The 24,220-nt window shown below is 34.8% G+C and carries 22 protein-coding genes, 5 pseudogenes and 1 other annotated feature; of the genes and pseudogenes, 21 read left to right on the forward strand and 6 right to left on the reverse strand.

The annotated features are described in order from the left end of the window. Positions 1 to 8 precede the first annotated feature (8 nt). Positions 9 to 1,331 (reverse strand): FAD-binding oxidoreductase, encoded by a 1,323-nt coding sequence (locus tag KDN24_RS12265; RefSeq protein ID WP_491348437.1) that lies wholly within the window; start codon positions 1,329 to 1,331, stop codon positions 9 to 11. A 264-nt stretch (positions 1,332 to 1,595) separates the two neighbouring features. Here KDN24_RS12265 and KDN24_RS12270 point away from each other — a divergent pair, with 264 nt between their 5' ends. The 11 genes and pseudogenes from KDN24_RS12270 (at position 1,596) to KDN24_RS12320 (ending at position 11,390) form a co-directional block, all read left to right on the forward strand. Continuing rightward, positions 1,596 to 2,567 (forward strand): arsenic resistance protein, encoded by a 972-nt coding sequence (locus tag KDN24_RS12270; RefSeq protein ID WP_409972729.1) that lies wholly within the window; start codon positions 1,596 to 1,598, stop codon positions 2,565 to 2,567. Positions 2,568 to 2,785: 218 nt separating this feature from the next. After that, on the forward strand, positions 2,786 to 3,664 hold the full coding sequence (locus tag KDN24_RS12275; RefSeq protein ID WP_409972730.1) for an AraC family transcriptional regulator: 879 nt from the start codon (positions 2,786 to 2,788) through the stop codon (positions 3,662 to 3,664). 149 nt (positions 3,665 to 3,813) lie between these two features. Beyond that, on the forward strand, positions 3,814 to 4,218 hold the full coding sequence (locus KDN24_RS12280) for a GNAT family N-acetyltransferase (RefSeq protein ID WP_409972731.1): 405 nt from the start codon (positions 3,814 to 3,816) through the stop codon (positions 4,216 to 4,218). A gap of 232 nt (positions 4,219 to 4,450) precedes the next feature. Then, the gene (locus tag KDN24_RS12285; RefSeq protein ID WP_409972732.1) at positions 4,451 to 4,795 is read left to right on the forward strand and encodes an ArsR/SmtB family transcription factor; all 345 of its coding nucleotides are present in this window, start codon (positions 4,451 to 4,453) and stop codon (positions 4,793 to 4,795) included. Between the two features lie 29 nt (positions 4,796 to 4,824). Beyond that, positions 4,825 to 5,340, forward strand: coding sequence for an SRPBCC domain-containing protein (locus KDN24_RS12290; protein ID WP_409972733.1), 516 nt, complete (start codon positions 4,825 to 4,827; stop codon positions 5,338 to 5,340). Between the two features lie 111 nt (positions 5,341 to 5,451). After that, positions 5,452 to 5,562 (forward strand): annotated as a pseudogene (locus tag KDN24_RS12295) (VOC family protein); the annotation flags it as partial. A 310-nt stretch (positions 5,563 to 5,872) separates the two neighbouring features. Next, on the forward strand, positions 5,873 to 6,550 hold the full coding sequence (locus KDN24_RS12300; RefSeq protein ID WP_409972734.1) for a GNAT family N-acetyltransferase: 678 nt from the start codon (positions 5,873 to 5,875) through the stop codon (positions 6,548 to 6,550). A gap of 291 nt (positions 6,551 to 6,841) precedes the next feature. Continuing rightward, the gene (locus tag KDN24_RS12305; RefSeq protein ID WP_491348481.1) at positions 6,842 to 8,077 is read left to right on the forward strand and encodes an IS110 family RNA-guided transposase; all 1,236 of its coding nucleotides are present in this window, start codon (positions 6,842 to 6,844) and stop codon (positions 8,075 to 8,077) included. A 188-nt stretch (positions 8,078 to 8,265) separates the two neighbouring features. Beyond that, positions 8,266 to 8,976, forward strand: a complete 711-nt coding sequence (locus tag KDN24_RS12310; protein WP_409972735.1) for a hypothetical protein — start codon at positions 8,266 to 8,268, stop codon at positions 8,974 to 8,976. A 312-nt stretch (positions 8,977 to 9,288) separates the two neighbouring features. Then, positions 9,289 to 10,492 (forward strand): annotated as a pseudogene (locus KDN24_RS12315) (IS110 family RNA-guided transposase). 343 nt (positions 10,493 to 10,835) lie between these two features. Then, entirely contained in the window at positions 10,836 to 11,390 is a 555-nt protein-coding gene (locus KDN24_RS12320) for a hypothetical protein (protein WP_409972736.1), read from the forward strand. 109 nt (positions 11,391 to 11,499) lie between these two features. Here KDN24_RS12320 and arr read toward each other — a convergent pair whose 3' ends face one another. Then, entirely contained in the window at positions 11,500 to 11,916 is a 417-nt protein-coding gene (gene arr, locus KDN24_RS12325; protein WP_491348438.1) for an NAD(+)--rifampin ADP-ribosyltransferase, read from the reverse strand. 261 nt (positions 11,917 to 12,177) lie between these two features. On the opposite strand from arr, the gene KDN24_RS12330 reads away from it, so the two are divergent. After that, complete coding sequence (locus tag KDN24_RS12330; RefSeq protein WP_409972738.1) at positions 12,178 to 12,693, forward strand: DinB family protein; 516 nt, start codon at positions 12,178 to 12,180, stop codon at positions 12,691 to 12,693. 151 nt (positions 12,694 to 12,844) lie between these two features. On the opposite strand, the pseudogene KDN24_RS12335 reads toward KDN24_RS12330, so the two are convergent. Beyond that, a pseudogene (locus tag KDN24_RS12335) lies at positions 12,845 to 12,961 on the reverse strand (CatA-like O-acetyltransferase); the annotation flags it as partial. A gap of 617 nt (positions 12,962 to 13,578) precedes the next feature. Between KDN24_RS12335 and murB the strand changes: the two are divergent. The 3 genes from murB to KDN24_RS12350 all read left to right on the forward strand — a co-directional run bounded on the left by murB (position 13,579) and on the right by KDN24_RS12350 (position 15,529). Further along, on the forward strand, positions 13,579 to 14,490 hold the full coding sequence (gene murB / locus KDN24_RS12340; RefSeq protein WP_409972739.1) for a UDP-N-acetylmuramate dehydrogenase: 912 nt from the start codon (positions 13,579 to 13,581) through the stop codon (positions 14,488 to 14,490). Between the two features lie 35 nt (positions 14,491 to 14,525). Beyond that, the gene (locus KDN24_RS12345) at positions 14,526 to 15,029 is read left to right on the forward strand and encodes a flavin reductase family protein (protein WP_409972740.1); all 504 of its coding nucleotides are present in this window, start codon (positions 14,526 to 14,528) and stop codon (positions 15,027 to 15,029) included. Between the two features lie 188 nt (positions 15,030 to 15,217). After that, positions 15,218 to 15,529 carry a hypothetical protein gene (locus tag KDN24_RS12350; protein ID WP_409972741.1) on the forward strand — a complete coding sequence of 104 codons (312 nt, stop codon included), beginning with the start codon at positions 15,218 to 15,220 and terminating at the stop codon, positions 15,527 to 15,529. A gap of 159 nt (positions 15,530 to 15,688) precedes the next feature. On the opposite strand, the gene KDN24_RS12355 is transcribed toward KDN24_RS12350, so the two are convergent. Beyond that, positions 15,689 to 16,612 (reverse strand): alpha/beta hydrolase fold domain-containing protein, encoded by a 924-nt coding sequence (locus KDN24_RS12355; RefSeq protein WP_409972742.1) that lies wholly within the window; start codon positions 16,610 to 16,612, stop codon positions 15,689 to 15,691. A gap of 413 nt (positions 16,613 to 17,025) precedes the next feature. On the opposite strand from KDN24_RS12355, the gene KDN24_RS12360 reads away from it, so the two are divergent. From KDN24_RS12360 to KDN24_RS12380, 5 genes and pseudogenes are all read left to right on the forward strand, one after another. Continuing rightward, a complete protein-coding gene (locus KDN24_RS12360; RefSeq protein ID WP_409972743.1) occupies positions 17,026 to 17,907 on the forward strand; it encodes an aminoglycoside 6-adenylyltransferase in 882 nt (293 codons plus the stop codon). Positions 17,908 to 18,029: 122 nt separating this feature from the next. Beyond that, positions 18,030 to 18,764, forward strand: coding sequence for a GNAT family N-acetyltransferase (locus tag KDN24_RS12365; protein ID WP_409972744.1), 735 nt, complete (start codon positions 18,030 to 18,032; stop codon positions 18,762 to 18,764). A 50-nt stretch (positions 18,765 to 18,814) separates the two neighbouring features. Further along, a pseudogene (locus tag KDN24_RS12370) lies at positions 18,815 to 19,003 on the forward strand (MarR family transcriptional regulator); the annotation flags it as partial. A gap of 25 nt (positions 19,004 to 19,028) precedes the next feature. Then, a complete protein-coding gene (gene paiA / locus KDN24_RS12375; RefSeq protein WP_409972745.1) occupies positions 19,029 to 19,547 on the forward strand; it encodes a spermidine/spermine N(1)-acetyltransferase in 519 nt (172 codons plus the stop codon). A 129-nt stretch (positions 19,548 to 19,676) separates the two neighbouring features. Further along, positions 19,677 to 19,903: a binding site (T-box leader), on the forward strand. Between the two features lie 61 nt (positions 19,904 to 19,964). After that, a complete protein-coding gene (locus KDN24_RS12380; RefSeq protein ID WP_409972746.1) occupies positions 19,965 to 20,534 on the forward strand; it encodes a GNAT family N-acetyltransferase in 570 nt (189 codons plus the stop codon). A 252-nt stretch (positions 20,535 to 20,786) separates the two neighbouring features. On the opposite strand, the gene KDN24_RS12385 is transcribed toward KDN24_RS12380, so the two are convergent. Then, positions 20,787 to 21,728: a helix-turn-helix transcriptional regulator gene (locus tag KDN24_RS12385; RefSeq protein ID WP_409972747.1), complete on the reverse strand. Its 942-nt coding sequence runs from the start codon at positions 21,726 to 21,728 to the stop codon at positions 20,787 to 20,789. A gap of 118 nt (positions 21,729 to 21,846) precedes the next feature. Here KDN24_RS12385 and KDN24_RS12390 point away from each other — a divergent pair, with 118 nt between their 5' ends. Further along, a complete protein-coding gene (locus KDN24_RS12390) occupies positions 21,847 to 22,377 on the forward strand; it encodes a dihydrofolate reductase family protein (RefSeq protein ID WP_409972748.1) in 531 nt (176 codons plus the stop codon). Positions 22,378 to 22,649: 272 nt separating this feature from the next. On the opposite strand, the pseudogene KDN24_RS12395 reads toward KDN24_RS12390, so the two are convergent. Then, positions 22,650 to 24,077, reverse strand: a pseudogene (locus KDN24_RS12395) (MDR family MFS transporter). Positions 24,078 to 24,220 lie beyond the last annotated feature (143 nt).

Genomic DNA, 24,220 nt, shown 5'->3' on the forward strand with positions numbered 1-24,220 from the left:
AAATTTTTTTATTTTGGAATGCTTTGTTCGAAGCGGAATAAATTCTCGGGATCGTACATTTGTTTGACCTTCTTTAATCTAACTAAGTTTTCTTCGAAGTAGGCAGTTGCCCAATTAGGAATCATAGTGTCGCAGTAGTCGCGAAATGCGCCACGAGTATAGGGAAGCATGGAATTACGGAATTGTTCGATCCATTGAATATTTTTCTTTTCATCCTCATCCTGCACCCAATACGATTGATATTGGATCACGAACAAGGCATTGCGGTGAGCAAATGCCGTTGCATCGATGGGTACTTGACTAATCGCACCTCCATAGGCGTCAAATGCGATCACATTAATTGGACCTGGGGCATTTTGCAAGTATTGGGTCAGTACGCCAAGTGCAGCATCTGACAGCGGTTCGTAGACATAGGCGGAAGAATGTTTAAATTTTTCTTGCTTTACCGGCCGTCCGGCAAACAGGCGGGCAGCTTCTATCCAAGTAGTGGACTGAAACTCAACGGTCTTGGGCCGAGTCGCTTTTTGTAAAGGACGAATAATTTGCCTAAGCTCTTGTTCTGAGCCGACAAATACGCCGTTGGCACGAAGATCGCCTAGCTTTTGTGCTGGAAATAATAGCAGGGATGCCAAACGGGCATCAGCATGGGGAGCCCAAGTCTGCCAATAACGCATTACTTTTTCGAGATCAGCAAAGTCCCATGTTATTCTGTAACGAGTAACTTTCTCGATCGGATGCACACGAAAAATAAAGGAAGTAATTACACCAAAGCTGCCGTCTCCTCCGCCCCGACAAGCCCAAAATAGGTTGCTGTGCTGACTATCATTGGCGCGGATAATCTTGCCTTGCGCTGTCACCATTTCTACCTCGAGTACATTATCACAGGTCATTCCCAATAGCCTGGACAACAAACCGTATCCTCCTCCAAGCGTTATTCCGGATACACCGATCGTCGGACAAGTCCCGAATGGGATAGTCACTCTTTGATTCCAAAGCGCTTCGTACAAAGGTAATAAACGAAACCCCGCACCAATCTGCGCAGTACCATTCTCTTTATTGATTTGCAGCTTTATAAGCCCGCTAACGTCAATGATGAGACCGTCATCGACGAGGGAAAATGCTTCATAGCTATGTCCACCACTGCGTACGCGAAAAGGAAGCTGCTGCTTCCGTGCCCATAGGATCGCATTGACAACATCCTCTGTGACCTCGCAGTAAACGATTACTTTCGGAAATTTGTTAAAGCGGCCGTTATAATTTTTTCTTGCTTCGTCATAGTCGGGTGAGCTTTGAAGGAGCACACGCCCAGTTAGTTCTTCAATCCTTACCATGGGACGATACCTCCAAACGTAAGAAGCAGAGAGATTTATAAAATCCATATGCAAAACAAGATGAAACAGACCTGATAGACGAATAATTTCTGATGTTGATCAGATTAATCCCCTTCAATGTAAGTTGGTAAAGATAAATAGATTGTGAGGATACTCATTTAAGCGCAAAAGGCAAGTTATTGTAATAAATATGAATGTGATTGAATTATTTTGTATAATTAGTTATATATTTCGGATGGATGATTATTTTTAAAGGAGTTTCATATGATTACAAGAGAAAAACTTGAAGAGAAGCAAGTTTCGTTATATTTCGCTGTACTTATAGCCGCCACTTTATTTGGTTTTGCATGGCCAAGCTTTGGAGAGAGGCTAGAAGCAATTATTTCGTTCGTTATCGCCTTTTTAATGTATAGTATGTTTTCACAGATTCCATTTATGTCGCTAAAAAATGCTTTTAAAAATTCTAGATTTATCAGTGCTTTATTAGTTACTAATTTTATTGTGGTTCCGATTGTAGTATGGATTTTATCCAAATTTTTACCTGATAATCCCTCTCTATTAATAGGTGTTTATTTAGTATTATTAACACCTTGCATTGATTATGTAATTGTGTTTACTTCTTTAGGGAAGGGCGACGAAGAGCTTATATTAATTTCTACACCTTTATTATTTGTAACACAGATGCTGCTATTGCCTTTATATCTATGGATTTTTATTGGAAGTGAAGTGGCAATGATTGTTGAACCAGGACCTTTTATTGAAGCATTCCTCGAATTGATTGTATTACCGCTTGGTATAGCTATACTGATACAAATCATTTCTCGAAGATCTTTAAAAGGCGAAAGAGTTTTACATATTTCAGCTTGGCTTCCAGTACCATTAATGGCTGTTACCCTTTTTGTAGTTGTTTTTTCTCAAATAGGTAAGCTCCCTGATTTTAAAGATCAGGTCATTAAAGTGGTGCCTATCTACATTGCTTTCATGGTCATTATGCCTATGATCGCAAAATATATAGGTAAATTATTTACATTAGATGTTGCTGCAGGAAGAACCCTTATTTTCAGTAGTGCTACCCGAAATTCCTTATTAGTACTTCCTCTTGGACTAGCTTTCCCTGATATTAGTACTCTAGTTGCTGCTGTAATTGTTACTCAAACTATTGTTGAACTTATTAGTGAGCTTATTTATATACGTGTTGTACCGAATGTTCTATTACAGGACAAGAAATTAATCTAAGCGTCTAACATTAAGTAGTTCTGTTTTTGTAGAGAAACATTGTAAATAGATATGGGCGAGCATATCAATTAACATCGTAATTGATATGCTTTTTTTCATTGGTATATTAACTTACATAAAGAAATGACGGAAGACGCTTTCCGATAAATTCCGTATAAAAAATATCGAGTGAATCATACATTTTAACGATAATATGTACTTGTAAAGGAGGGAAATGAATGTTACAAGAATTCAATAATGTAATGGATTACATCGAGGAACATTTAACGGAAGAAATCTCTGGAAAAGATATAGCTAAAATTGTAGGACTATCTGATTATCACTTTAAAAGAATGTTTTCGTATATGGCTGGTATGTCATTGAATGAGTATATCAAGAATAGGAGATTATCGGTTGCGAATGTTGAATTAATTAACGGTGCAAAAGTAACAGATATTTTCTATAAATATGGCTATCAATCATTAGAAGGATTTTCAAGAGCTTTTCGTGAATGGAGTGGTTTTTTACCTTCAGAGGTAACTAAAAACAAAATTCAAAAATCATTTCCCAAATTTTCATTCTATATCGATATAAAAGGAGGAAAATCTATGGAATTCAAAATTGAAAAGAAAGGGAAATTTAATATCGTAGGTGTATCGAAAAGAGTGCCAATTCAATTCGAAGGTGAAAATAAAGCTATCTTAGCACTAGCCCAATCTATTACCGAACAACAAAGAAATGAAATGCATCAATTAGCTGATTTATATCCTCATCAAGTCTTGAATGTTTCTATTGATTTTGATGATGGCTACCTAGAGGAAAAAGGATGTTTAACTCATATGATTGGTTTTGCAACTACAAAAGAAAATCCATTCGATCATTTAGAGCAAATTTCTATTGAAGAAAGTTTATGGGCCATTTTCCCTAATCAAGGACCATTTCCTGCTACACTTCAAGAAACTACCGCAAAAATTTACTCTGAATGGTTGCCATCTTCAGATTATGAACTAGTAGAACTACCTGGAATTTCGTTTACAGAGTATAATGGTGTATCGGAAAATGTATATAGTGAAATTTGGATGGCAGTAAAGAAAAAAGGTAGCGATACACTTCGATAATAATTATTTTTACAAAGGTGCGGTTCCGAAAATCACATATTCAATAATAAAAGGAAAATCAGTTGCTCAAGCATGCAGCCATTTTCCTTAGCAGTAGTTAAAAAGATTTTAAATGCTCAGTCCTTAACATATGAATAGGAGGCAAAACCGTGGACACTATAAATTTTACAAAAGAACCCCCAAAAGATTTTGTGCAATTATTTTCCCTCTATGAATCATTAGGTTGGAATTCACTTGAATTATCCGTAGACGATTTGAAACAAATGTGCAATCAAAGTTGGTACGCAATTTATGCTTTTGATAATCAAAAATTGGTGGGGATGGGACGAATTATATCGGATGGAGTCATTACTGGAATTATATGTGGACTATGTGTACTTCCGAGTTATCAGTCCAAAGGGATCGGTAAAGAAATGCTGAATCGATTGATTGCCCAATGTGAACAAAATCAAGTAATCCCCCAACTTTTGTGTACAGAAAGCTTAGAGTCCTATTATGAGTCTTTTGGATTCAGAAAATTTTCTGTTGGAATGACAAGGAAGCTAATTCGATAGTGACCTCTTTTAATCGTTATAGTAAATTCGAATTATCGTGAATGGGTATAATATGTTGATAGATCATTCATCATAATATGGAAGAATATCGAAACCTGATATTACTTCATTTCTCAAATATTCCTTGACAGGAATATTCCTCTTTAGGCATAATGGATTCAACAGAACGATAATACAAGTAATTATGTAGATGTGCTTTAACCGGAGGCCATCACTTGACGAGGTGAGCAACATGTCAGGAAAGATTCCGGGCGTGAACATGATGACGCTGAGTGCTTTGTCTGAACCAAATCGTATGGATATCGTCGAACTTTTGCGTAATGGTCCCCTGACCGTGGGGGAGATCGCCGACCAGCTGGGATTAAGGCAGCCACAAACTTCGAAGCATCTAAAAGTGCTTAGTAACAACGGGATTGTGGAAGTGAAGGCTGAAGCTAATCGCCGCATCTATAAGCTCCGTCCCGAGCCGTTCCAAGAGCTTGATTCTTGGATACAGTCCTTCCAGCGAGTCATGCAAGAAAGATTCGACAATCTAGATGATTATTTGAAGGAATTACAGAAAAAAGAAAAATCATAAAAACTTTTCATGATCAAGGAGGAAATACAATGTCAAATCATGCAATGGTATCAAGAGTAGAGAACGATCGGGTATTGGTACTGGAGCGGGTTTTCGATGCTCCACGCGATCTCGTATTCAGGATGTTTAAAGAGTCGGAGCATTTGAAACGCTGGTGGGGGCCGAGGGGCTGGGAGATTCCGGTCTGTACCGTCGATTTCCGTCCGGGAGGCGTTTGGCACTATTGTATGAAATGCGTCGATCAGAATCAGGGTCAATTTTTTGGTATGGAATCTTGGGGCAAAGGGGTTTATAAGGAGATTATCGAGCCGGAGAAGATTGTCTACACCGATTACTTTTCGGATGCCGAAGGCAAAGTAAATGACTCTATGCCGTCGACCGAAATGACATTGGATTTCATCGATTTGGGTGGAAAGACGAAGCTGATAAACCGTGCTGAATATGTTTCTGCTGAGGCCCTTAAGACCGTCATGGACATGGGCATGCTACAGGGAATTACTGAAACTTGGGACCGTTTGAGCGAGATTGTGGAGTCGCTGAAGTAGAGTTACCGTAATGCTGAATTTAGCGTTAGAAAGTATTGAATCATTAAGTTTTGTCATAAAGTAAAGGAAGGAGTGGAAATATCAATGATTCATAATATTGGGCAAATCATGTTAACAAACAAAAACATTAAAGTCGGTGAAATTGTAAATATGCCTTCAGGTAGAGTATTTAACTTTGCAGATAGTGAAAATAATTACTTTGCAGTAATGGAAAAAAAGTGAATGTCTAATCCATTTATGAGTGCGATGCTTGAATAAAGCATCGCCTTTTTGATTATTTGATTCACAAAACAGGTTGTGAAGATTTACACTTAAAGCAATTTGGATTTTAGTACACAAAGCTATGTGCGATTAAAAGACTTAGTCCATGTTTTGTTGTTCCATTAAGGGCCATTTATGGAATAAGACTTTAAATAAAACTGGATATTTATGTGAGGTTGTGAAGAAATGTAGAAACTAAAGATGCAGGATAATATAGCAAAAGATAAAAACGAAGCTTAGATTGATACGTTAAAATTATGGAGGAATGTTTATGTTATCTGATTTAGAATTGATGGAACATCATGTGAATGTGTTATTTAAACACGATACTGAAAATCGAGTAACAGTCGTAAATGAACCACCGTATGATAAGGCACCTAGAATTTTCGTTGGTGTCACCAACCTGGGAAGTGTTATAAGGTATTCAAATGCGCTGGATGAGAGTCTTGTAGAGAAGCTAGAACAGGTTATAGGTACAGAGCCTGGTGCTAATCTAGGAGAAGTAATCAATGTTTTAAGCATATACCGTCCATTAAGTAATTTTTGGATTGGACTTGCGTATGTGTTTCCTAATGAAAGGGATACGGCTCATACACAAGCAATACAAGTAACTCATGAAAATAAAGAACTTTTAAAGCCCTATTATCCATATACATTTAAGGATTTTGAGTATAAGCAACCTTGTTTTGTAATGGTTGAAGATAATTTTCCTGTTTCAATTTGTTGTAGTGCAAGGAAGACTACAAATGCAGACGAAGCAAGTTTATTTACACATGAAGATTACCGTGGAAGAGGATACGGTATAGATGTTACAAATGCTTGGGCAGCAGCAGTACAAAAACAAGGACGAATTGCTCTATATAGTACTTCGTGGGATAATTTCGCATCCCAATCTGTGGCAAAAAAACTAAAATTGCTTCAGTATGGAACAGTCATTCACATGAGTTAAGTAACCGTAAAGCGTAAGAATCTTTATTCAGCTAACGGGGTGCATTCGTATTATAAGGTCAGCCAGATATTTCTGGTTGATCATTTTTTATATCGATATATGATAACCGTAGCCGGGGTAGAACGTAAGCACCCGTGGGACTTGATCCCGTCAACTAAACAGTTCACCCCCTACTTGTAGAAACATGATTGAGGCTGGTTGGGACAATGATCTCGTATAACAAGCGAAGCTATGAAACTACATGGAGGAATAGGGGTTACCGGTTAATTGAACATCAGGAGGAGATAAATGATGAATCCGGTCATCGGTCTGGATGTTGCAAAAGGCGAAAGTCAGGTTCAAGCATTCTTGGATAAAAAGCAGCCGTACAAAAAAAGCTTTAAAGTAGCACATACTCTTGAAGGGTTAGCTAGTCTTTTAGATTTTATTAATGAAGTAGAAGATGTATCCGGTGGACGACCTCCCATAGTATTAGAATCCACTGGACATTATCATACACCGGTTGTCCAGTATTTCGAGGACAGAGGGTACTTATTGATTATCGTGAATCCTCTCATATCCTATCGAGCTAAGAGTTCTAGTTTACGCAAGGTAAAGACTGATATCATTGATGCTCATCATCTCTGCGAGCTGTATTATAAGGAGGACTTAGAGCCTTATAAACAACGAGGAATCCAGCTTTTAAATCTACGTAATCTTACAAGACAACATGAAAATATTACTGGCATGTTTGTCCAAACTAAACTGCAATTTCAGGCAATTCTCGATCAAGTGTTTCCTCAATACTGTGGAGTTTTTGGGACCTTATATTCCGATGTTTCATTACTAACTTTACAAGAATTTCCTACTTCAAAAGAAGCCTTGGAAGCAGGCGAAGAAACCATCGCTAACAAAATAAAAGAGCTATGTAAAAGTCGTTCACAAGAATGGGCAAACAGTCAGGCAAACAAACTGATAGCTGCCGCAATGCAAAACCCCTTTGAGGAAACATTATATTGTAGCCTTATTCTAAGCCTAAATATGTATATTATTATGCTTCTTGAATACAAAAAACATCTATCTAAGCTTGAAGATGAGATAGATGTTTTAGCGAAAAGTATTGAAGAATATAAGATTATCCAATCCATCCCCGGTATCGGTGAAAAAATCGAGGCAACGATTATTTCTGAAATAGGGGAGATTGATCGGTTTAATCACCCAAAGAAACTTGTCGCATTTGCAGGACTTGATCCAAGCATCTTTGAATCTGGAACATTCAAAGGTACTCAAAATCGAATTACTAAAAGAGGCTCCAGTAGGTTACGACATGCCTTGTATATGGCCGTTAAATGCGCCATTCGTGATTGTCGTAAGCAGAAAACGACAGATGAAATAATTCCTCGTAACATGAGATTACGAGAGTTTTATGATAAGAAACGTGAAGAAGGAAAACCCTTCAAAGTAGCTGTGATCGCATGTGCCAATAAACTCTTACATTGGATTTATGCGCTTTTAAAAAGTAAATCGACTTTCCAAGATCTAGTCTAGTATAAAAATATAACTAAACAGTCTAAAACTTTCCAACCACAGAACCTTGGAAGGTTATTTGGTATGCGCAAATTTAGTATAGCATGAAGTATTTTAAGTTTTTATTGAAAAATATTGACAAACTATTAGCTGGTTTAGTTGAATTAGTTCTGTATTCAAGTATAATCCCTATTATTAAAGGAGAAAAAATGAAATTAAAGTTTTTTTCAACTACATTATCTCATCTTGATAAAAATATAAGAATACTTAAACCCGAAGTAGAATTGAAGCATACTTATGTCTTAGAAACAGCACCAAGAGTGTACATTATATTTGGGACAGAGGAGGAGTTAAATATACTTGCCCACATAATTTATTTAGCAAATTTTCATAAAAACTATTTATTTTATTTACCCCTTAGGAAAAACGTTCTAACTCCTTATTTAAAAAATTGGTCACATTACGTACGCAATCATGATCTGGTATTACTTCACCACTCTGTTCAATTTCAAACGAAGCAATGGAAGACAATAAGAAACAGTATTAACAAATCTTTGAATGAAACAACATTAGAAGTGGACTTACCAAAAACAGATAAAGTAAATCGATTAGAGGATTTTATGACGTTTTATCATAATCAAAATAAAGATTATTTGGATTTGAAAAATTATGCAGAAACATTATTTTTGGTTGGAAGTAAGAAAGTCTTTTATCATATTACCATCGATGTTAAGGAAATTTCGGATAATGGAAAACAATTATATGAAAAGCATCCTGGTTGGCACGAGCATGAACATTTGGACTCTTATATTAGATTCAAGTATCTTTCAAACAAAGGGAATGGTTATTCTCTAACTGTTGATTTTTATGATGAAGATTTATGGGGGGCGAATAAAGTTAATTCACTTAAAGAGCAGTAATCCTGTAATAATGAAATAGAAAATGAATGAGATTGTGAAATGTACTTAAAGTAACGGTGTGCTTTCGTATTATAAGGTTAACCAGTTTTTACTGGTTGATCTTTTTTTAATAGAATCTATTATATCAGTAGCCAGGGTAGGACGTACGGGTGCGTGGGACAATGATCCCGTCAACTAAACTGTCCGCCCCCTACTTGGAGAAACATGTTTGAGGCTGGTTGGGACAATGATCTCGTATAACAAGCGAAGCTATGATACTGCATGGAGGAATAGGGGTTACTGGCAAATAAAATGGAGAGGAAGAGATAAAAAATGAATCCAGTAGTTGGTCTGGATGTTTCAAAAGGGGAAAGTCAGGTTCAAGCATTTTTAGATAAAGGAAAGCCATATGGAAAAAGCTTTACTGTTTCGCATACTACTGAGGAATTAACAAATTTACTTCGCTTTTTGGAGGTGGTGGAGAAGGAGACTAAGGTTGAGCCAACAATAATATTAGAATCAACGGGGCATTATCATACACCTGTAATTCAATTTTTAGATGAGCAGAATTACATGTATATTCTGGTTAATCCGTTACTTTCTTATAAATGCGAAAAAGTCAAGTTTACGAAAAGTAAAGACGGATGAAATTGATGCTTTTCGTTTGTGTGAACTGTTTTACAAAGAAGACTTTGAGCCATATAAGAAAAGGGGAATCCAACTTTTAAACCTTCGTAATCTTACAAGACAGCATGAAACAATTACTGGTCTATATGTTCAAGCAAAATTACAGTTCCATGCGATTCTTGATCAGGTATTTCCTGAATACAAAGGGGTATTTGGAGATACCTATTCTAAAGTGTCCTTAAATTTACTGTTGGAATTTAGTACATCAGAATCTGTGTTACGGGCTGGAGAAACTAGATTAACGGAAAAGATTTCAGGCTTATGTTTGAGTCGTTCAGAGCGTTGGGCAAGGAACAGAGCAAAGAAGCTCCTTGAAGCAGCGAACCGCAATCCATTTAAGAGAACATTGTATCAGAGTCATTTGATAAGTCTTGAGATGTATATTCAAATGCTTCTCCAATACCAAGAGCATCTAGCAAAGTTAGATGCTCGAATAGATGCCCTTGCAGGAGAAATAGAAGAATATAAGATTATCCAGTCAATCCCTGGTATCGGAGAAAAAATTGCGGCAACGATTATTTCCGAAATTGGAGAGATTGAACGGTTTAAACATCCTAAAAAACTGGTTGCCTTCTCTGGGATTGATCCAAGTGTACATTCGTCAGGTAAATTTACAGCGACGATAAACCGGATTACCAAGAGAGGTTCAAGCAGATTGCGTCATGTTTTATATATGGCTGTTCTCTGTGGGATAAGAGGTTCTCGCAATAAGAAACTTAAAGCGTTCTATGATAAAAAGCGAGAAGAAGGAAAACCCTTTAAAGTAGCTATGATTGCTTGTACAAACAAACTAGTTCATTGGATTTTTGCATTACTAAAAAGCAAAGAAACTTTCCTCGATTTGGCTTAAAAGATACAATTAAGAAAGTGATGAAAAGCCTTCCAATAGTAAGGTGGAAGGTCATTTGGCATGAGCATTTTTAGTATAGCATTTATTATTTAGATTTTTAATGAAAAATATTGACATCCTATTAGCTGGTTTAGTTGAATAAGAATCCAACAACATTATTATTGATTTTTAAGTACAAACACATTTAAAAGGATAGAAATTAAACAACTTTAAAGAGTCTTACTACAATAAAATATTTCATATTAAAATTAAATAACTTTATTATTTCTATACATTTATAATATAAAATAAATTTAAAATCCATCTAAAGTTTCTTATTATATTTTTCAAATAGGGGGTCGTTATGAATACTCTAAAAAATACGGTCTTTATTTCAGTATTCACTATGTTACTATCCTCCTGTAGCAACTTCAGTTCAATAAGAGGTTGTCCTGATGGTGAAATTGAATGGATTGATATGATAATGGTACATGATATAAAATACCAACATCATTTTCCAGATTCTGCTGATGAGAATATTCCTATTGATATTGAAAAAGGAAGAGAGCTTGGTAGAGTAACCTATAAAATGGCTGATCGTGCATGTAGTTATCATAAGATGAAGAATGGTGATGCTGCATTTTTAGAAGAGGGTACACCAATTTATGAAATAAAAGGGTATCCAACTGCTTTGGTTGTTGCTGCAAATGATAAGGTATATGTAGCAGACACAAACATAAAGGCAAAAACGGCTGGTGAACTCTACCCAATGGATAAGTTGGTGAAAAATATATACATTGAAAGCACTGAGGATGGAAGTCGAATTCATACATTCTCCCAACCTTCTAAAAATAAATTCCTAGATGCTTGGTATAAATTAAAATTAGAAGATATTCAGTCATTAAATAAAGTTAGTTGAAAGGGATTAGACTAGGACATAGCTAATACAATTAGCTTAAAAAAACCCGCAGGACGGCAGTCCAAGGAGACTCACCCGCCGACTACGGAAACTTTATAGATTATAAGGATTAATCGTCTATTACAGCTTTTCCTTGTTCACGTAACTTTTTTAAAGATGTAATCATATGATTTATTTCTTCATCGGAATGTCTTTCCCATGAACCTAATTCAGCTATTATTTTCAAAGGAGACTTAGACCTATAGGAACGTGTTGGATTTCCAGAAAATCTTTTGTCAGTTAAGTTCGGATCATTTTCAAATTCACCTAATGGTTCTACAATATAAATTCTTTCTTTTGATTTAGATGTTGCTAATTCAGCACCCCATTTAGCAGCATCTAATGTTGCAGTAAAATATATATAGTTAGATTTTTTATCTTGGTAATTTGATAAGTGCTGTGGTTCTAATAAATCTCCAATTTTTAGTTCTGCCTTAGTACCATGAAAAAAAGGACCATTATCTAAGACATCTTTTTTGTCATTCATACTGATACACCTCTTATATTTTTAGATTTGTATATAACATTGTAGTATAGGAATTACAAAAAGAGTACTCTATAAATAATTTATAAATAATAGTATAATTTTAAATAGAGAGAATGATATCGCACGACAATTATCTATTCAAATTTGATTACTGGTTGGCCTATTTTTTATGGGTTTTTTCAGAGTTATTATTTAAATAGGGATTTTGAAGTCTTTTGGTGAATATTAAATTTTAATCTATAAAAGATGGAGGTTGTTGTGATGCTGAAACTGTTTCAATATAACTGGCAAGTTCGTGATGATTGGTTTACATTGTGCGAAGACATATCGGATGAAGAACTATTAAAGAAACGGGTCGGTGGGTTGGGCAGTATCCTACATACCCTATTTCACATTGTAGATGTGGAATATATGTGGATCTTAGGTTTGCGAGGTGAACCAGTGCCTGAAGAGCCATTGTTTGAGGATTATGCTAGCTTACAAAAAGTGAAGAATCTTTCAGCTCAATACCATGAGAAAGTGAAGCCATTTGTGACATCTTGGACAAATAAAATGGATTCTCGGAAACTCTCAGAAACTGATTTCAAAGAAGAACCAATTAGCTCTAGAGACGCACCAATCAGGCGCCGAGTCATTGAATGTACACACGGAGAGATCATACGTCATGTCATTGTCCACGAAATCCACCATATCGGCCAGTTATCAATATGGGCACGTGAAATAGGAAAGGAGCCTGTTTCCGCAAATCTGAGAGGAAGAGGGCTATTCGATAATTAGACTGCCTTTGCAATCGGGCTCGATTCTCAATAACGAAGATCGTTTTTTCTTTTCAAGTAACGACGCAGTTTAGTAATAAACACCGACTAAATGAAGTAGTCGGTGTTTCGCTTCCATTTACCCAAGCAACCCTCGGGGTTTATCTATTAGGGTCTGAGACAGAATGATGAACCTGTAGAAATAAAGGTAAACCAGTAAAGGAAGTCCATGGAATCATAGAAATGTTAACGACATTTTCAGGTATGGGTGTTTTAGGAAACATTTTTCCTTTAAGAATGTGGTTTTGGATTATTTGCCATGGAAGTAAAAAAGGATTCATTTTGATTTGGGTATTCAAAATGAATCCTTTTTGCATTATTGAATGCGTGATGTAATCCACCAAATTTTTCTACTGTTTGTTTAACAAGTGACTTCAATTGCTATGAGCTTGTTACATCTGTCATAAAGAACTATTAAAACTTTTCATTTAAATGGGATCAATAGAGCTTATTTGAAAAATGGAACAATCGTGATTATATGTTAGTGGACAAGCGAACAGTCATTATGGCTGTTGTGATTTACGGGTTTTTCATTTACATTTGTTCTTTTTGGCGTCGAACTCACAAGTGATGTTGCAGCTGGTTACGTTTTTGGTGGAGTTTGGTTAGGGTTAAATATTCTTTCACTTGAAATATTTCGCTTGTTAAAGAGCCTCGAGGCACACTAGAAAACATAATAGAGATTTATAATTTCGGCAAGAAAGAATTTAAAGAATGCATATAAATTGCTGCTATTTAATTTTTGATGTATTCTTTGAGAGAATTAAACATACCTTTTTGTAACAAAAGTTTACTTATTTATTTTTTAAATTTTGGATTAGTTACTTGAAAGGAATTACTGACTATCATGAATGATTCTCAAGTTTTTGATGATATTAAAGAAATTTGCCCACATGCCTTTTTAGGACTAAATGAATCGATGGCAAATCATACATTTATCCAAATGGGAGGGAATGCGGATATCTATATCATGCCAAAAAATTTAGGAGAAGCTCAAAAAATAACGAGATACTCTTTTTTAAATAAAATACCTTTAACCATACTTGGTTATGGAACAAATGTGATTATTCGCGATAAGGGAATTCGCGGAATTGTCATGAATTTGAACAATCTAAATAAAATAACGGTGTCTGGAAATGAAATTAAAGCTGAGAGTGGTGCCAGCATCATTGATGTGTCCCAAACTGCTCTCAAACATCATTTATCAGGGATGGAATTTGCATGTGGAATACCAGGTAGTGTCGGAGGAGCTTTAATTATGAATGCTGGGGCATATGGCGGGGAAATTTCATTTGTCCTAAAAAGGGCCAAAGTAATGACTAGGTCTGGAAAAATTCTAATTCTTAGTAAATCAGAATTCCAATTTGGATATAGAAAAAGTGTTTTTGAAAAAGAAAAGTATATTGTTCTAGAAGCCATTCTCACCCTTGAGAAAGCAGATCATGTAGAAATACAAGAAAGAATGGAGAGATTTACATCTCTAAGAAACAAAAAACAGCCCTTGGAATATCCTTCTTGTGGTAGTGTTTTTAAGCGTCCGCTCGGTCATTTTGCGGGAAAATTGATTTCTGATAGCGGTTTACAAGGCATAAGGATTGGTGGTGCGGAAGTTTCAACAAAACATGCTGGCTTTATTGTAAATGTAAATCACGCATCATCAACAGATTATTTGGAATTAATCCAGTATATTCAAGAAACTGTGAAAAGAAAATTCAATGTTGAGATGGAAACAGAAGTGAAAATTGTTGGTGAGGAGTAACTGTTTTATCATTTTATGAAAGGTGGTTTTTAAATATGGAAAATAGCATGAATATATCACTTTTTAAAGAGGTAATGGGCAATTATCCTACTGGTGTAACCGTTGTAACAACAGTAGATGAACATCTCACTCCACTAGGACTTACAGTTAATTCGTTCGCTTCAGTATCAATAAGTCCTTTACTTATCTTATGGTCTATTGATAAAAGTGTATCATCTTACGAGGCTTTTATCAAAACTGATAAATTTGCGGTACATGTATTATCAAGTGAACAGAGTGAAATTTGTAATTTGTTTGCAAGTAAAGGGATCGACCGATTTAAAAATTGCGAATGGACGACATCAGAACACAATCTGCCTATTATTTCTGGAGTTGCGGGAGTATTACAATGTAAAACTGTAAAGGCTATTGAAGCTGGTGATCATACCATTTTAATTGGTGAAGTTGTAGATATTCAAAATGAAAACAAAGAACCACTGTTATATCATCGGAGAAACATAGGGAAAATCCCTGAAGGTTTTTACAATAATAGTAAGTAGTAATTAATCTACTAGGAAATAATAAGATAATAACATTGAAAGGACCCAGGTACACTCGGTCCTTTTTTGTTAAAATCAATCAAAAATCAATCTATGTATAGTGGTTTGAATTTTTTTGTCATTGTACAAGTACGGTACGTTGAATCAAAATTAGGTACAAAAATAATCACAATGAGGGGGGATGCGTGATGGAAGGTTTAGAAATATATGATTGGTCAAGATTAATTTTTATTACGTTTATTATTTGTTTAATTGGTCTTTCTATTATTTTATTATTCCAGGGAAAACGAACAAATCTAGTAAATGGATTTACTATTACGTTTATTTCAATAGTCTCTATATTTATCTCGGGAATTCAATTAGTTATAACGGGATATATTGCGGATGAATTAGGTATAGGAGGAGACATTTACTCTTCATATATGTTCCTAACAATTTTAGGTTTAACAATCGTAAATTCGATTATTTATTTTAAAAAGAAAGAGAAGCAGAATAAATAGTTATACTATTCATTAGAGATATTGGTCCTTAAAGTAACAATTGCAAGAGACTTGAAAGGAGCAACGTCGTAAATCTAAATTCACGTTGCTCATAATATTATAAATTCTTTTGATAACTAATAAGCCAACCACTCTTTAAATCCGTTGTAAAGACAGTGCTTAGTTGTTAATGATGTCAACAATTTTATGTTGAGCATCTTTGGCTTCGGGGATTGGCATAACAACAAACACATGGTTCATTTTGGGATAAACAAATGTATTGATTTCAATGCCTTGACTTGTGAGTATTTCATCGAATTTCATAGCGTCTGGATACAAACCTTCGTGTGTTCCAATAAAATGAGTGATTTTCCCAAATCCTTTAAAGTCATTGTAGATCGGACTTATTAATGGGTCATCTAATTTTTTATCATCTGCCCAGATTTTTGTAATCACTTCCATTCCCCCCACAGACAACATCGGATCATTATTTTCATATTCAGTTATTTGAGGATTATCTAACACCATATCAACACAAGCGGATAATAAAATGATGTTTTTAGGTTGAGGTATATCATTCATCTTTAAGAGATGAGCCAGACCTAGTGATATATTTCCACCTGCAGAATCTCCCATAATGGTCAGTTGATTGGGATTTTCAACGGATGATAGGATTTCTTTATATAAGTTTATGAGTTTTGGATAGGTATGCTTATAGTTAAAATTAGGCACCTTTGGATAAATGGGAGCAATAACTTTTGCATGTAATAATTGAGCCATTTTATCCATGAACTTCCAATGGAAAATTAAAGGCTGATTTGCCCAAGCACCTCCATGTATATAGAGAATTACTTTTTGTTTCAAAGATTTTTGGTCATTTAATGTAAAAATCTTTATATCCTCAAATATTTCTTCCTTGATATCGCTGTAAATTTTAACATCCCCTATAACATATGGTTTTACATTTTCAGTTCCGACTTGTTTTAGAAACTGTGAGGTATTTTCAACACTGACAAAATTCTTTTTTGTTTTTCGCAATCTTAAATATTTTTCAAATAAGTAACTTTGTAGCGAACGTCTTTTTCTATAAACTTGTACACTCATTTTTCTCTCTCCTTTTTTTATCAATTTGGATTTTCAATCTGTTTTAACTCCTTGCTATAATTCTTATATAAAGTTAATACATAAGTATTTAGAAAAACTTAAATTTAACACAAACCAAACAAGGACTTTAGATAAAAAATAAGGAATTATTACATAGGAATGAAAATGAAAAAGGAGTTACTTTTAAATAAAACTTTTGACCATACTTAAAGAAGGAATTGGAGTGCAAATGTTGAAATAACTTGGATAAGAGATATCTCTAAAATACAAGAAAGGAAGCCAAAAATGAAAAAAAGATTCAATAAATTATAACCTTTATTTCACAGATTAGGCTTACATCTTTCACGAGCCCCTCCATTTTGTGAATCAACTTTCCAGTCAAAACTTATTCTAACATGCGGAGGGATATTTAAATGAGAAATGAAAAAGAAATGATGGACATAATAATAAACATTGCCAAGGAAGATGAACGTATTAGGGCCGTATATATGAATGGATCTAGAACCAATCCGAATGTCCCAAAAGATATTTTTCAGGATTATGATATTGTTTATGTGGTATCAGAAACTTCTACCTTCGTAAATGATGAGAACTGGATTAATAAATTTGGAAATTTGCTGATGGTTCAAGAACCAGATAAGCTTGATCACGGTATTGGATTTGATATGAATTTCAAACAAAGATATGCATATTTAATGTTATTTACGGATGGCAATCGGATTGACCTGACACTTCAAACAAAAGAAACAATGCTTGAAGTGTATGGAAAAGATAAACTTACGATTCCGTTAATGGATAAAGATGATTTTTTACCACCAATCCCTTCCCCAACAGATATAGACTATCATGTAAAGAAGCCATCCGAAGGCCAATTCGAAAGTTGTACAAATAACTTTTGGTGGTGCTTACAAAACATTGCGAAAGGCATATGGCGTGATGAGCTGCCATATGCAAAGCAAATGTTTGAATATACAACAAGAGAGTCATTGAATGAAATGGTCAATTGGTGGATTGGAATTGAATATGATTTTCAAGTATCAACGGGGAAGATGGGAAAGTACTTCAAAGGTTTTCTTCCCGAATCATACTGGAAAATGTATCAAGCAACATATTCCGATAGCAGTTACAATAATATTTGGGATTCTGTATTTATTAGCTGTGAATTGTTTCGGACGTTAGCAAGAGATGTGGCAGAATCACTTTCTTATACTTATCCAGCTGATGACGATAAGAACATGATGGAATATCTGCAATATGTAAGAAGATTACCTGCAGATGCAAAACCAATCTATTAATAAATGGAGCACCCTGCAAAATTAGTAGGGTGCTCTATGAAACAATCAGGACCTTTTATTTAAAGATAAGGTGATTATTGAATAAAAGTCTTAAACAATTTTGGGGTTATTAGGGTGAGATAATGTTACATTCATTTGATAGTAAAGTAATAAATGGATCTCCACATTACTTTATAATAGAGGAATTAGGTGACTTGAAAGAAATCGAAGATTTTAAAACACTATTAGCCGAGACAATGAAAACTGTTTCAAATGAAAATATCAAAATGGTATCTGTTGTCTTAAATCAACAGGAATCTTTAAACTCGAGTTATACTAAATATCTTAAGGACTTAAAATTTATTCAACACGAAATTCAGTATTTTTATCATCTAGATTTAACAAGTATCCATGATTTTCATAATCATTCGCCATTTACATTAAAATCACTTGAGCATACAAGCAAGGATTTATTTAAAGAGGTATGGCGACAATCCATGGCTTTATCATTAAACGCACCTTCCCAAACAACAATAGACCAACATTTTGAGGGAATGGAATCTGAGATTGGGGATAATTATACTAAAAGTTGTTTGATTGTGTTTAAAGAAAATGAACCAGTTGGCATCACCATGCCACATATTGAACAAGGTACAGTGGATGAAGGACGACTTTTTTATTTTGGGTTCATTCCAGAATATAGGGGAAAAGGTCATGGAGCTTTAATCCATAGACAATCGCTGCAATACCTTAAGCAAATTGGAGCAAAGCATTATATTGGCGCAACTGGATACAAAAACCTTCCGATGCAGAAAATTTTTATTGCAAACAATTGTCATCTTTTTGATAAGAGGGTAACTTATAGACGTTTAATTTGAGCCTATTAAGTAGTAAAAGCTTGTTTATCCTACGCTAAGGATAAACAAGCTTTTATATTGCGCAAGGGAAAAATGTTTATCCTTTTATAAAAAGGGAAAATGATTATTCCAATATCGTTGCATTAGGGGGATTTACCGAAAGAGAAGTAGAAACCATTTACAATCTTCTTCAAAGAGTAAGAAAAAATATTGGAAAAGACTGGGAATTTGTTAAAAAGGGAAACAAAAGAGATTATTGATTATCTAAAGGAGGAACATATTTACATGACGATAAATATAAAAAAGTGCACCCTTGAAGATTTACGCAAACTACAAGAAATAAGTTATGAAACATTTAATGAGACATTTCGGGATCAAAATACACCCGAAAATATGAATGCCTATATGGAAGAGGCATTTAACATAAAACAATTAGAAAAAGAATTATCCAATATTTCTTCCCAATTCTTTTTTGTTTATTTTAATAATGAAGTCGCTGGATATTTGAAGGTAAATACCAATGATGCTCAGTCTGAAGAAATAGGAGATGAGTCACTTGAGATCGAGAGGATTTATGTAAAGAACAAATTTCAAAAAAATGGGCTTGGTAAATGTCTGCTAAAAAAGGCGCTGGAAATTGCGATCGAACACAATAAAAAGCATATCTGGCTAGGTGTATGGGAAAAAAATGAAAATGCTACTGCTTTTTATAAGAAAATGGGATTTGTTCAAACGGGAGCCCATTCTTTTTCTATGGGGGATGAAGAACAAATGGACTTTATAATGACCAAAACACTTATATAATTTTTTATATTCGGGACAGCATAGCTACTGTACAGGAAAATAAAGTTGTTATTTACAATAGATTCGTTTAAAACATAATAAATATTATTGACAATCACTTTTAATAAGATATAATATTTTAAAAATAATGAAAACACTTTGAATAAGAGTAGTAAGGAGTCAAAGTTGTTCAGAGAGCTATCGGTTGCTGAGAAGGTAGTCAACAAAACTCCCAAAGTCGCTTATGAGTGGTCAGACTGAAATGAAGTAGGTTTGATCGGATAGATTCCGTTAACATGTAATAAGATAATTTGTTATGAACAATGAACAAATTAATTAGAGTGGTACCATGTTAGGTTAAGCCTATCGTCTCTATGGAGATGATAGGCTTTTTTTATTTATTAAAAAGTACATTGACTAAAACAGGAGTGATAAATGATGAAATTCGATAAAATGAATTATTCAATTTATATGGACAGATTATATTTGAGGCTTTTTGAAAGGAACGATGCAGACACAGTTAGAAAATTATGTAATAATTTCAATATTTATAAAAGTACACTTAACTTACCATATCCGTATAGTTTAAACGATGCATTGGAATGGATGGAATACCATAAGAAAAACTTCGATGAAGATCGTTCATATGAATTTGCTATCACCGATAAAGATAATGGAGATTTATTTGGAGCAATTTCATTATCTAATAATCAAAAGTTTAAAAATGGCGAAATCGCATATTGGATTGGTGAAGAGTATTGGGGTAAGGGTTATGGTACGGAAGCTGCGAAAGCATTAATAGATTTTGCATTTAAAGAAAAGAAATTACATAAGGTATTCGCACGCTATTTTAAGACCAATCCAGCATCAGGTAGAGTTATGGAAAAGATCGGTATGGTGCAGGAGGGGTTATTGAAAGATCAGGTAGTAAAAGACGGAAAGTATGAAGATTTGATTTATTTCGGAATAATTAACCCACATGAAAGTGAACAGGAACAATCAAAATAGATATGTTTATAATATAACAAAGAGTCGTTTTATAAAAAACAATGTAAATATAAATAGATTTTGAATTAGTTTAACTAGACATGTACTTATGATCTTCCATTAAAGAGCGCAATTCTGATGTTGGTATGCTCCCCCCCTAGTAGACATTAATCTATCTACTAGGAGGGGGATTTTTTTATGGAGAAGGAGAAAAAAGCAGTGAATTTATATCATAAAAAGAAGAATTTTGCAGCCGTGAAAGTGGGTAATACTTTAACTCTCATCTTGATACATAGTTAAAATTTCTTCGGCTTGTTTACGTAATCCATCAATTAATTCCATTGGTTCTATAATTCGTGCATGACTTCCAAGTCTAAAAAATAAAGATGTTATAAAACCAAGCTCACCTTTATCAATGATTGTATCTATGTATCCACTTTCATCTTCTTTTGTGACTACAAAACCGTCAAAATAAGGAACGCTTTTACACTGACGTACGCCTTCCATTGTTAGGTGTACATGTAATCGAATTGGTTTTTTTACTTCATGAAAGTCGAACCAATCTTCTAAATTCATGAATCCACCTTCACTTTTTTCGGTTGATAAGATTGAAAGAATGCGATCTACACGATACAGTAAAATTTTTTCCTTATCATAATCGTAAGCAGGCAAATACCATAATCCATCATGAGCATATACACCGATAGGACGAATGTGTTTTGTTTTCCTACCTGATTTAGATTCATATTGAATGTGTAAATTTCTATTCTCAATAGAATGCTCTAAAACTTCTTTTAAAAATGGGGTATCAATCGTCCTTTTGGGGTTCCAAAAAGCTATATAGGAACGGATTTTATCCACTTTTATTTTAGCTTCACTCTGAAGTGAACGATATAATTTATGTGCAACCGAGGTAATTTCAGTATCAAAAGGCAAGCTGCGATAATAATTTAGAGATTGAAAAGCAAAGAAGATTGAAACGGCTTCTTCTTCTGTAAATAAAATAGGGGGAAGAAGTCTGCTTGTTAATACTGTATATCCCCCATTCCGTCCTTGTTCAGCATAAATTGGTAGTCCCATATCGCATAAATCTAATATGTATCTATGGACGGTACGAATAGATATATGGAATTCATCTGCTATTTCTTGCGCTGTAAACTTTCTTTTTGTTGTAACAAACATAAGAATATCTAATAAACGCTTGGCTTTTGACATTATTCTCACCTTTTTTATTTAATCATGCCATTACTTGTCATGTTTTACGGTTAGTATAGTTTATACCTTATGATTTAATCAACAAGGAATTTCTATAAGTAAAAGGAGAGATTAAAGTATGTCACGTGAAATTGTTTTATACATTGCCTCAAGCTTAGATGGATTTATTGCTAAAGAAGATGATGATTTACAATGGTTAGATGATACAGAAGGGGAAGGGGACGCTGGATATACAGAAATGTATCAATCTATTGATACAGTGATTATGGGGAAAAAAACTTATGATTATGTAATAAAACATACAGAAACATTTCCGTATCCTGATAAAAAATGCTATGTCTTCACCTCTTCTGAAAAAGGTTCAAATGAATATGTGGATTTTGTGAATGAAGATGTAATCAAGTTTACAAAAAAGTTAAAAGAACAAGAAGGCTCTAAAATATGGATGGTTGGTGGAGCAAGTATACTTGATGCTTTTATGAAAGAAAATTTAATTGACGAGTATATTATAACTGTCACCCCCCATATATTAGGTTCTGGTATTCCTTTATTTAAAGAAAAGAATCCACAAATAGATTTAATTTTAATTGATACAAAACGGTTTGGACAGTTTGTACAACTAAATTATAAGGTGAAACGAGGACATTAGTTTCGTAATCGGACGCTATTATGGAATAAAAATTAGATATTAAACGATATTAATGTTCTTTTTTAAGTTTGGTGAAGTGCTTTTTATCAAAATTAAACACGCCTAACCCTCCTAATTTTAGGACAGGGTGAGGCGTGTTTAAGGATTTAAAATTAATTAACTTTATTATCTACCTTGGTATCTCTGCTCTCATGTCCTTTGCTTTGGATAGAAAAAAGAACTGCTCTGAGTGTTACGATAGAGTAGTCCAATAACTAGCGTAAGGGGAGCGTTTAACCCTCTTGTGTTACTTTTTTGTTTTTTCTTAAGAAAAGAGATACAACCACCGCAATGATTGAAATGATAAAGCCAAGCATGAACGTGTCACTGTAGCCTGCAACAGATGCCGTTAATTGTTCAGTTACATCATCAGGACTAGATGACTGGGCCAAATGACTATTGGAGCGCGCGGTCATGGTTGCGATGAACAATGCTGAGCCAATCGCACCGGCAACTTGCTGCAATGTACTGAAAATAGCAGAGCCATGCGCATAGTATTCAGGCGTAATCTGATTCAGTCCATATGTTTGAACTGGGACCAGAATGAGAGCAACACCTAGCATTAAAAGACAGTGCGTTAAGATAATTTGTAGGCTCGTTGACTCTAATGTGAATCCGGTAAAGAGGTACAGCGCAATGCATAAGATCAATAAACCTGGAATAATAATAACCCTAGCACCAAATCGATCAAATAGTTTTCCTGTAATAGGAGACATTAGACCATTAACGACTCCTCCAGGTAGCATGATGAGTCCTGATTGAAATGCCGTCACCAACAGCACGCTTTGTAAAAACATAGGTAATAATGTGATTGTTGCGAACATTGACATCATAACAATAATTAATAGTATGATCGAAAGTGAGAACAACGGAAAGCGGAAAGTCCGCAATTCCAAAATCGGGTTTGATATACGCAGTTGCCGTACTGCGAATAAAATTAAGGACAAGCTACCAATGATAATTGACCAATAAACTTACGGATCTGACCAGCCTTCATTTCCTGAAGCGCTGAATCCATATACAATACCGCCAAAACCTAATGTCGAAATAATAATAGACAGCACATCAACTTTGGGTTTTGTGATTGTGGTTACATTTACAAGATAGTAATACCCGATGATGATGGAAATGATAGCAATGGGAATAATCGTATAGAATAGCCAGCGCCAATCCATTGCATCAACAATAATGCCCGAAAGTGTAGGACCGATAGCGGGGGCAAAGGTAAATATTAAGAAGAGTACCCCCATAATCGAACCTCGTTTTTCCGCTAGATAAATATTTAACAACGTATTCATCAACAGCGGAATAATTAGACCCGTAGCAATGGCTTGAATCACTCGACCAACTAATAACGGTGTAAAAGCAGGAGCCGTTGCAGCTACGAGCGTACCTATTAAAAAGGTGATCATTGCGGTTAAAAATATTTGTCTTGTCGTAAACCATTGTTGAATTAAAGCTGTTACAGGAATGAGTGCACCGACAACGAGCAAGTAAGCCGCAGTTAGCCACTGAATTGTGGTAGCGCCGACCTGGAACTCCTTCATCAGTACAGGCAGAGCATTGCCTAGCAATGTTTCGTTTAATGTCGCTACAAACGCTCCCATTATGAGAGCGACCATAATTGGCATTCGTTTTACTTTCTGTAAATCTAGATCCATGTAAGTGTCTTCCCTTCGTATAATATAGGTGAATCGCTTCCCATTATAGTGATGATTTGTGCCTCAAAATATATTCAATCCATCTATTTTGGGCAGTTAGGAGATAGTATGAATAAAATGTCTGAGAAATTGAGTGGTATAAA

The sequence above is a fragment of the Cytobacillus sp. Bva_UNVM-123 genome, from assembly GCF_046351715.2.
Classification (GTDB): Bacteria; Bacillota; Bacilli; order Bacillales; family Cytobacillaceae; genus Cytobacillus.

Excerpts from the sequence above, each read along its gene's own strand:
- KDN24_RS12265 (WP_491348437.1), bottom strand. The coding sequence starts at position 1,331 with ATGGTAAGGATTGAAGAACTAACTGGGCGTGTGCTCCTTCAAAGCTCA.
- KDN24_RS12270 (WP_409972729.1), top strand. The coding sequence starts at position 1,596 with ATGATTACAAGAGAAAAACTTGAAGAGAAGCAAGTTTCGTTATATTTC.
- KDN24_RS12275 (WP_409972730.1), top strand. The coding sequence starts at position 2,786 with ATGTTACAAGAATTCAATAATGTAATGGATTACATCGAGGAACATTTA.
- KDN24_RS12285 (WP_409972732.1), top strand. The coding sequence starts at position 4,451 with ATGTCAGGAAAGATTCCGGGCGTGAACATGATGACGCTGAGTGCTTTG.
- KDN24_RS12290 (WP_409972733.1), top strand. The coding sequence starts at position 4,825 with ATGTCAAATCATGCAATGGTATCAAGAGTAGAGAACGATCGGGTATTG.
- KDN24_RS12300 (WP_409972734.1), top strand. The coding sequence starts at position 5,873 with ATGTTATCTGATTTAGAATTGATGGAACATCATGTGAATGTGTTATTT.
- KDN24_RS12305 (WP_491348481.1), top strand. The coding sequence starts at position 6,842 with ATGAATCCGGTCATCGGTCTGGATGTTGCAAAAGGCGAAAGTCAGGTT.
- KDN24_RS12310 (WP_409972735.1), top strand. The coding sequence starts at position 8,266 with ATGAAATTAAAGTTTTTTTCAACTACATTATCTCATCTTGATAAAAAT.
- KDN24_RS12320 (WP_409972736.1), top strand. The coding sequence starts at position 10,836 with ATGAATACTCTAAAAAATACGGTCTTTATTTCAGTATTCACTATGTTA.
- arr (WP_491348438.1), bottom strand. The coding sequence starts at position 11,916 with ATGAATGACAAAAAAGATGTCTTAGATAATGGTCCTTTTTTTCATGGT.
- KDN24_RS12330 (WP_409972738.1), top strand. The coding sequence starts at position 12,178 with ATGCTGAAACTGTTTCAATATAACTGGCAAGTTCGTGATGATTGGTTT.
- murB (WP_409972739.1), top strand. The coding sequence starts at position 13,579 with ATGAATGATTCTCAAGTTTTTGATGATATTAAAGAAATTTGCCCACAT.
- KDN24_RS12345 (WP_409972740.1), top strand. The coding sequence starts at position 14,526 with ATGGAAAATAGCATGAATATATCACTTTTTAAAGAGGTAATGGGCAAT.
- KDN24_RS12350 (WP_409972741.1), top strand. The coding sequence starts at position 15,218 with ATGGAAGGTTTAGAAATATATGATTGGTCAAGATTAATTTTTATTACG.
- KDN24_RS12355 (WP_409972742.1), bottom strand. The coding sequence starts at position 16,612 with ATGAGTGTACAAGTTTATAGAAAAAGACGTTCGCTACAAAGTTACTTA.
- KDN24_RS12360 (WP_409972743.1), top strand. The coding sequence starts at position 17,026 with ATGAGAAATGAAAAAGAAATGATGGACATAATAATAAACATTGCCAAG.
- KDN24_RS12365 (WP_409972744.1), top strand. The coding sequence starts at position 18,030 with ATGTTACATTCATTTGATAGTAAAGTAATAAATGGATCTCCACATTAC.
- paiA (WP_409972745.1), top strand. The coding sequence starts at position 19,029 with ATGACGATAAATATAAAAAAGTGCACCCTTGAAGATTTACGCAAACTA.
- KDN24_RS12380 (WP_409972746.1), top strand. The coding sequence starts at position 19,965 with ATGAAATTCGATAAAATGAATTATTCAATTTATATGGACAGATTATAT.
- KDN24_RS12385 (WP_409972747.1), bottom strand. The coding sequence starts at position 21,728 with ATGTCAAAAGCCAAGCGTTTATTAGATATTCTTATGTTTGTTACAACA.
- KDN24_RS12390 (WP_409972748.1), top strand. The coding sequence starts at position 21,847 with ATGTCACGTGAAATTGTTTTATACATTGCCTCAAGCTTAGATGGATTT.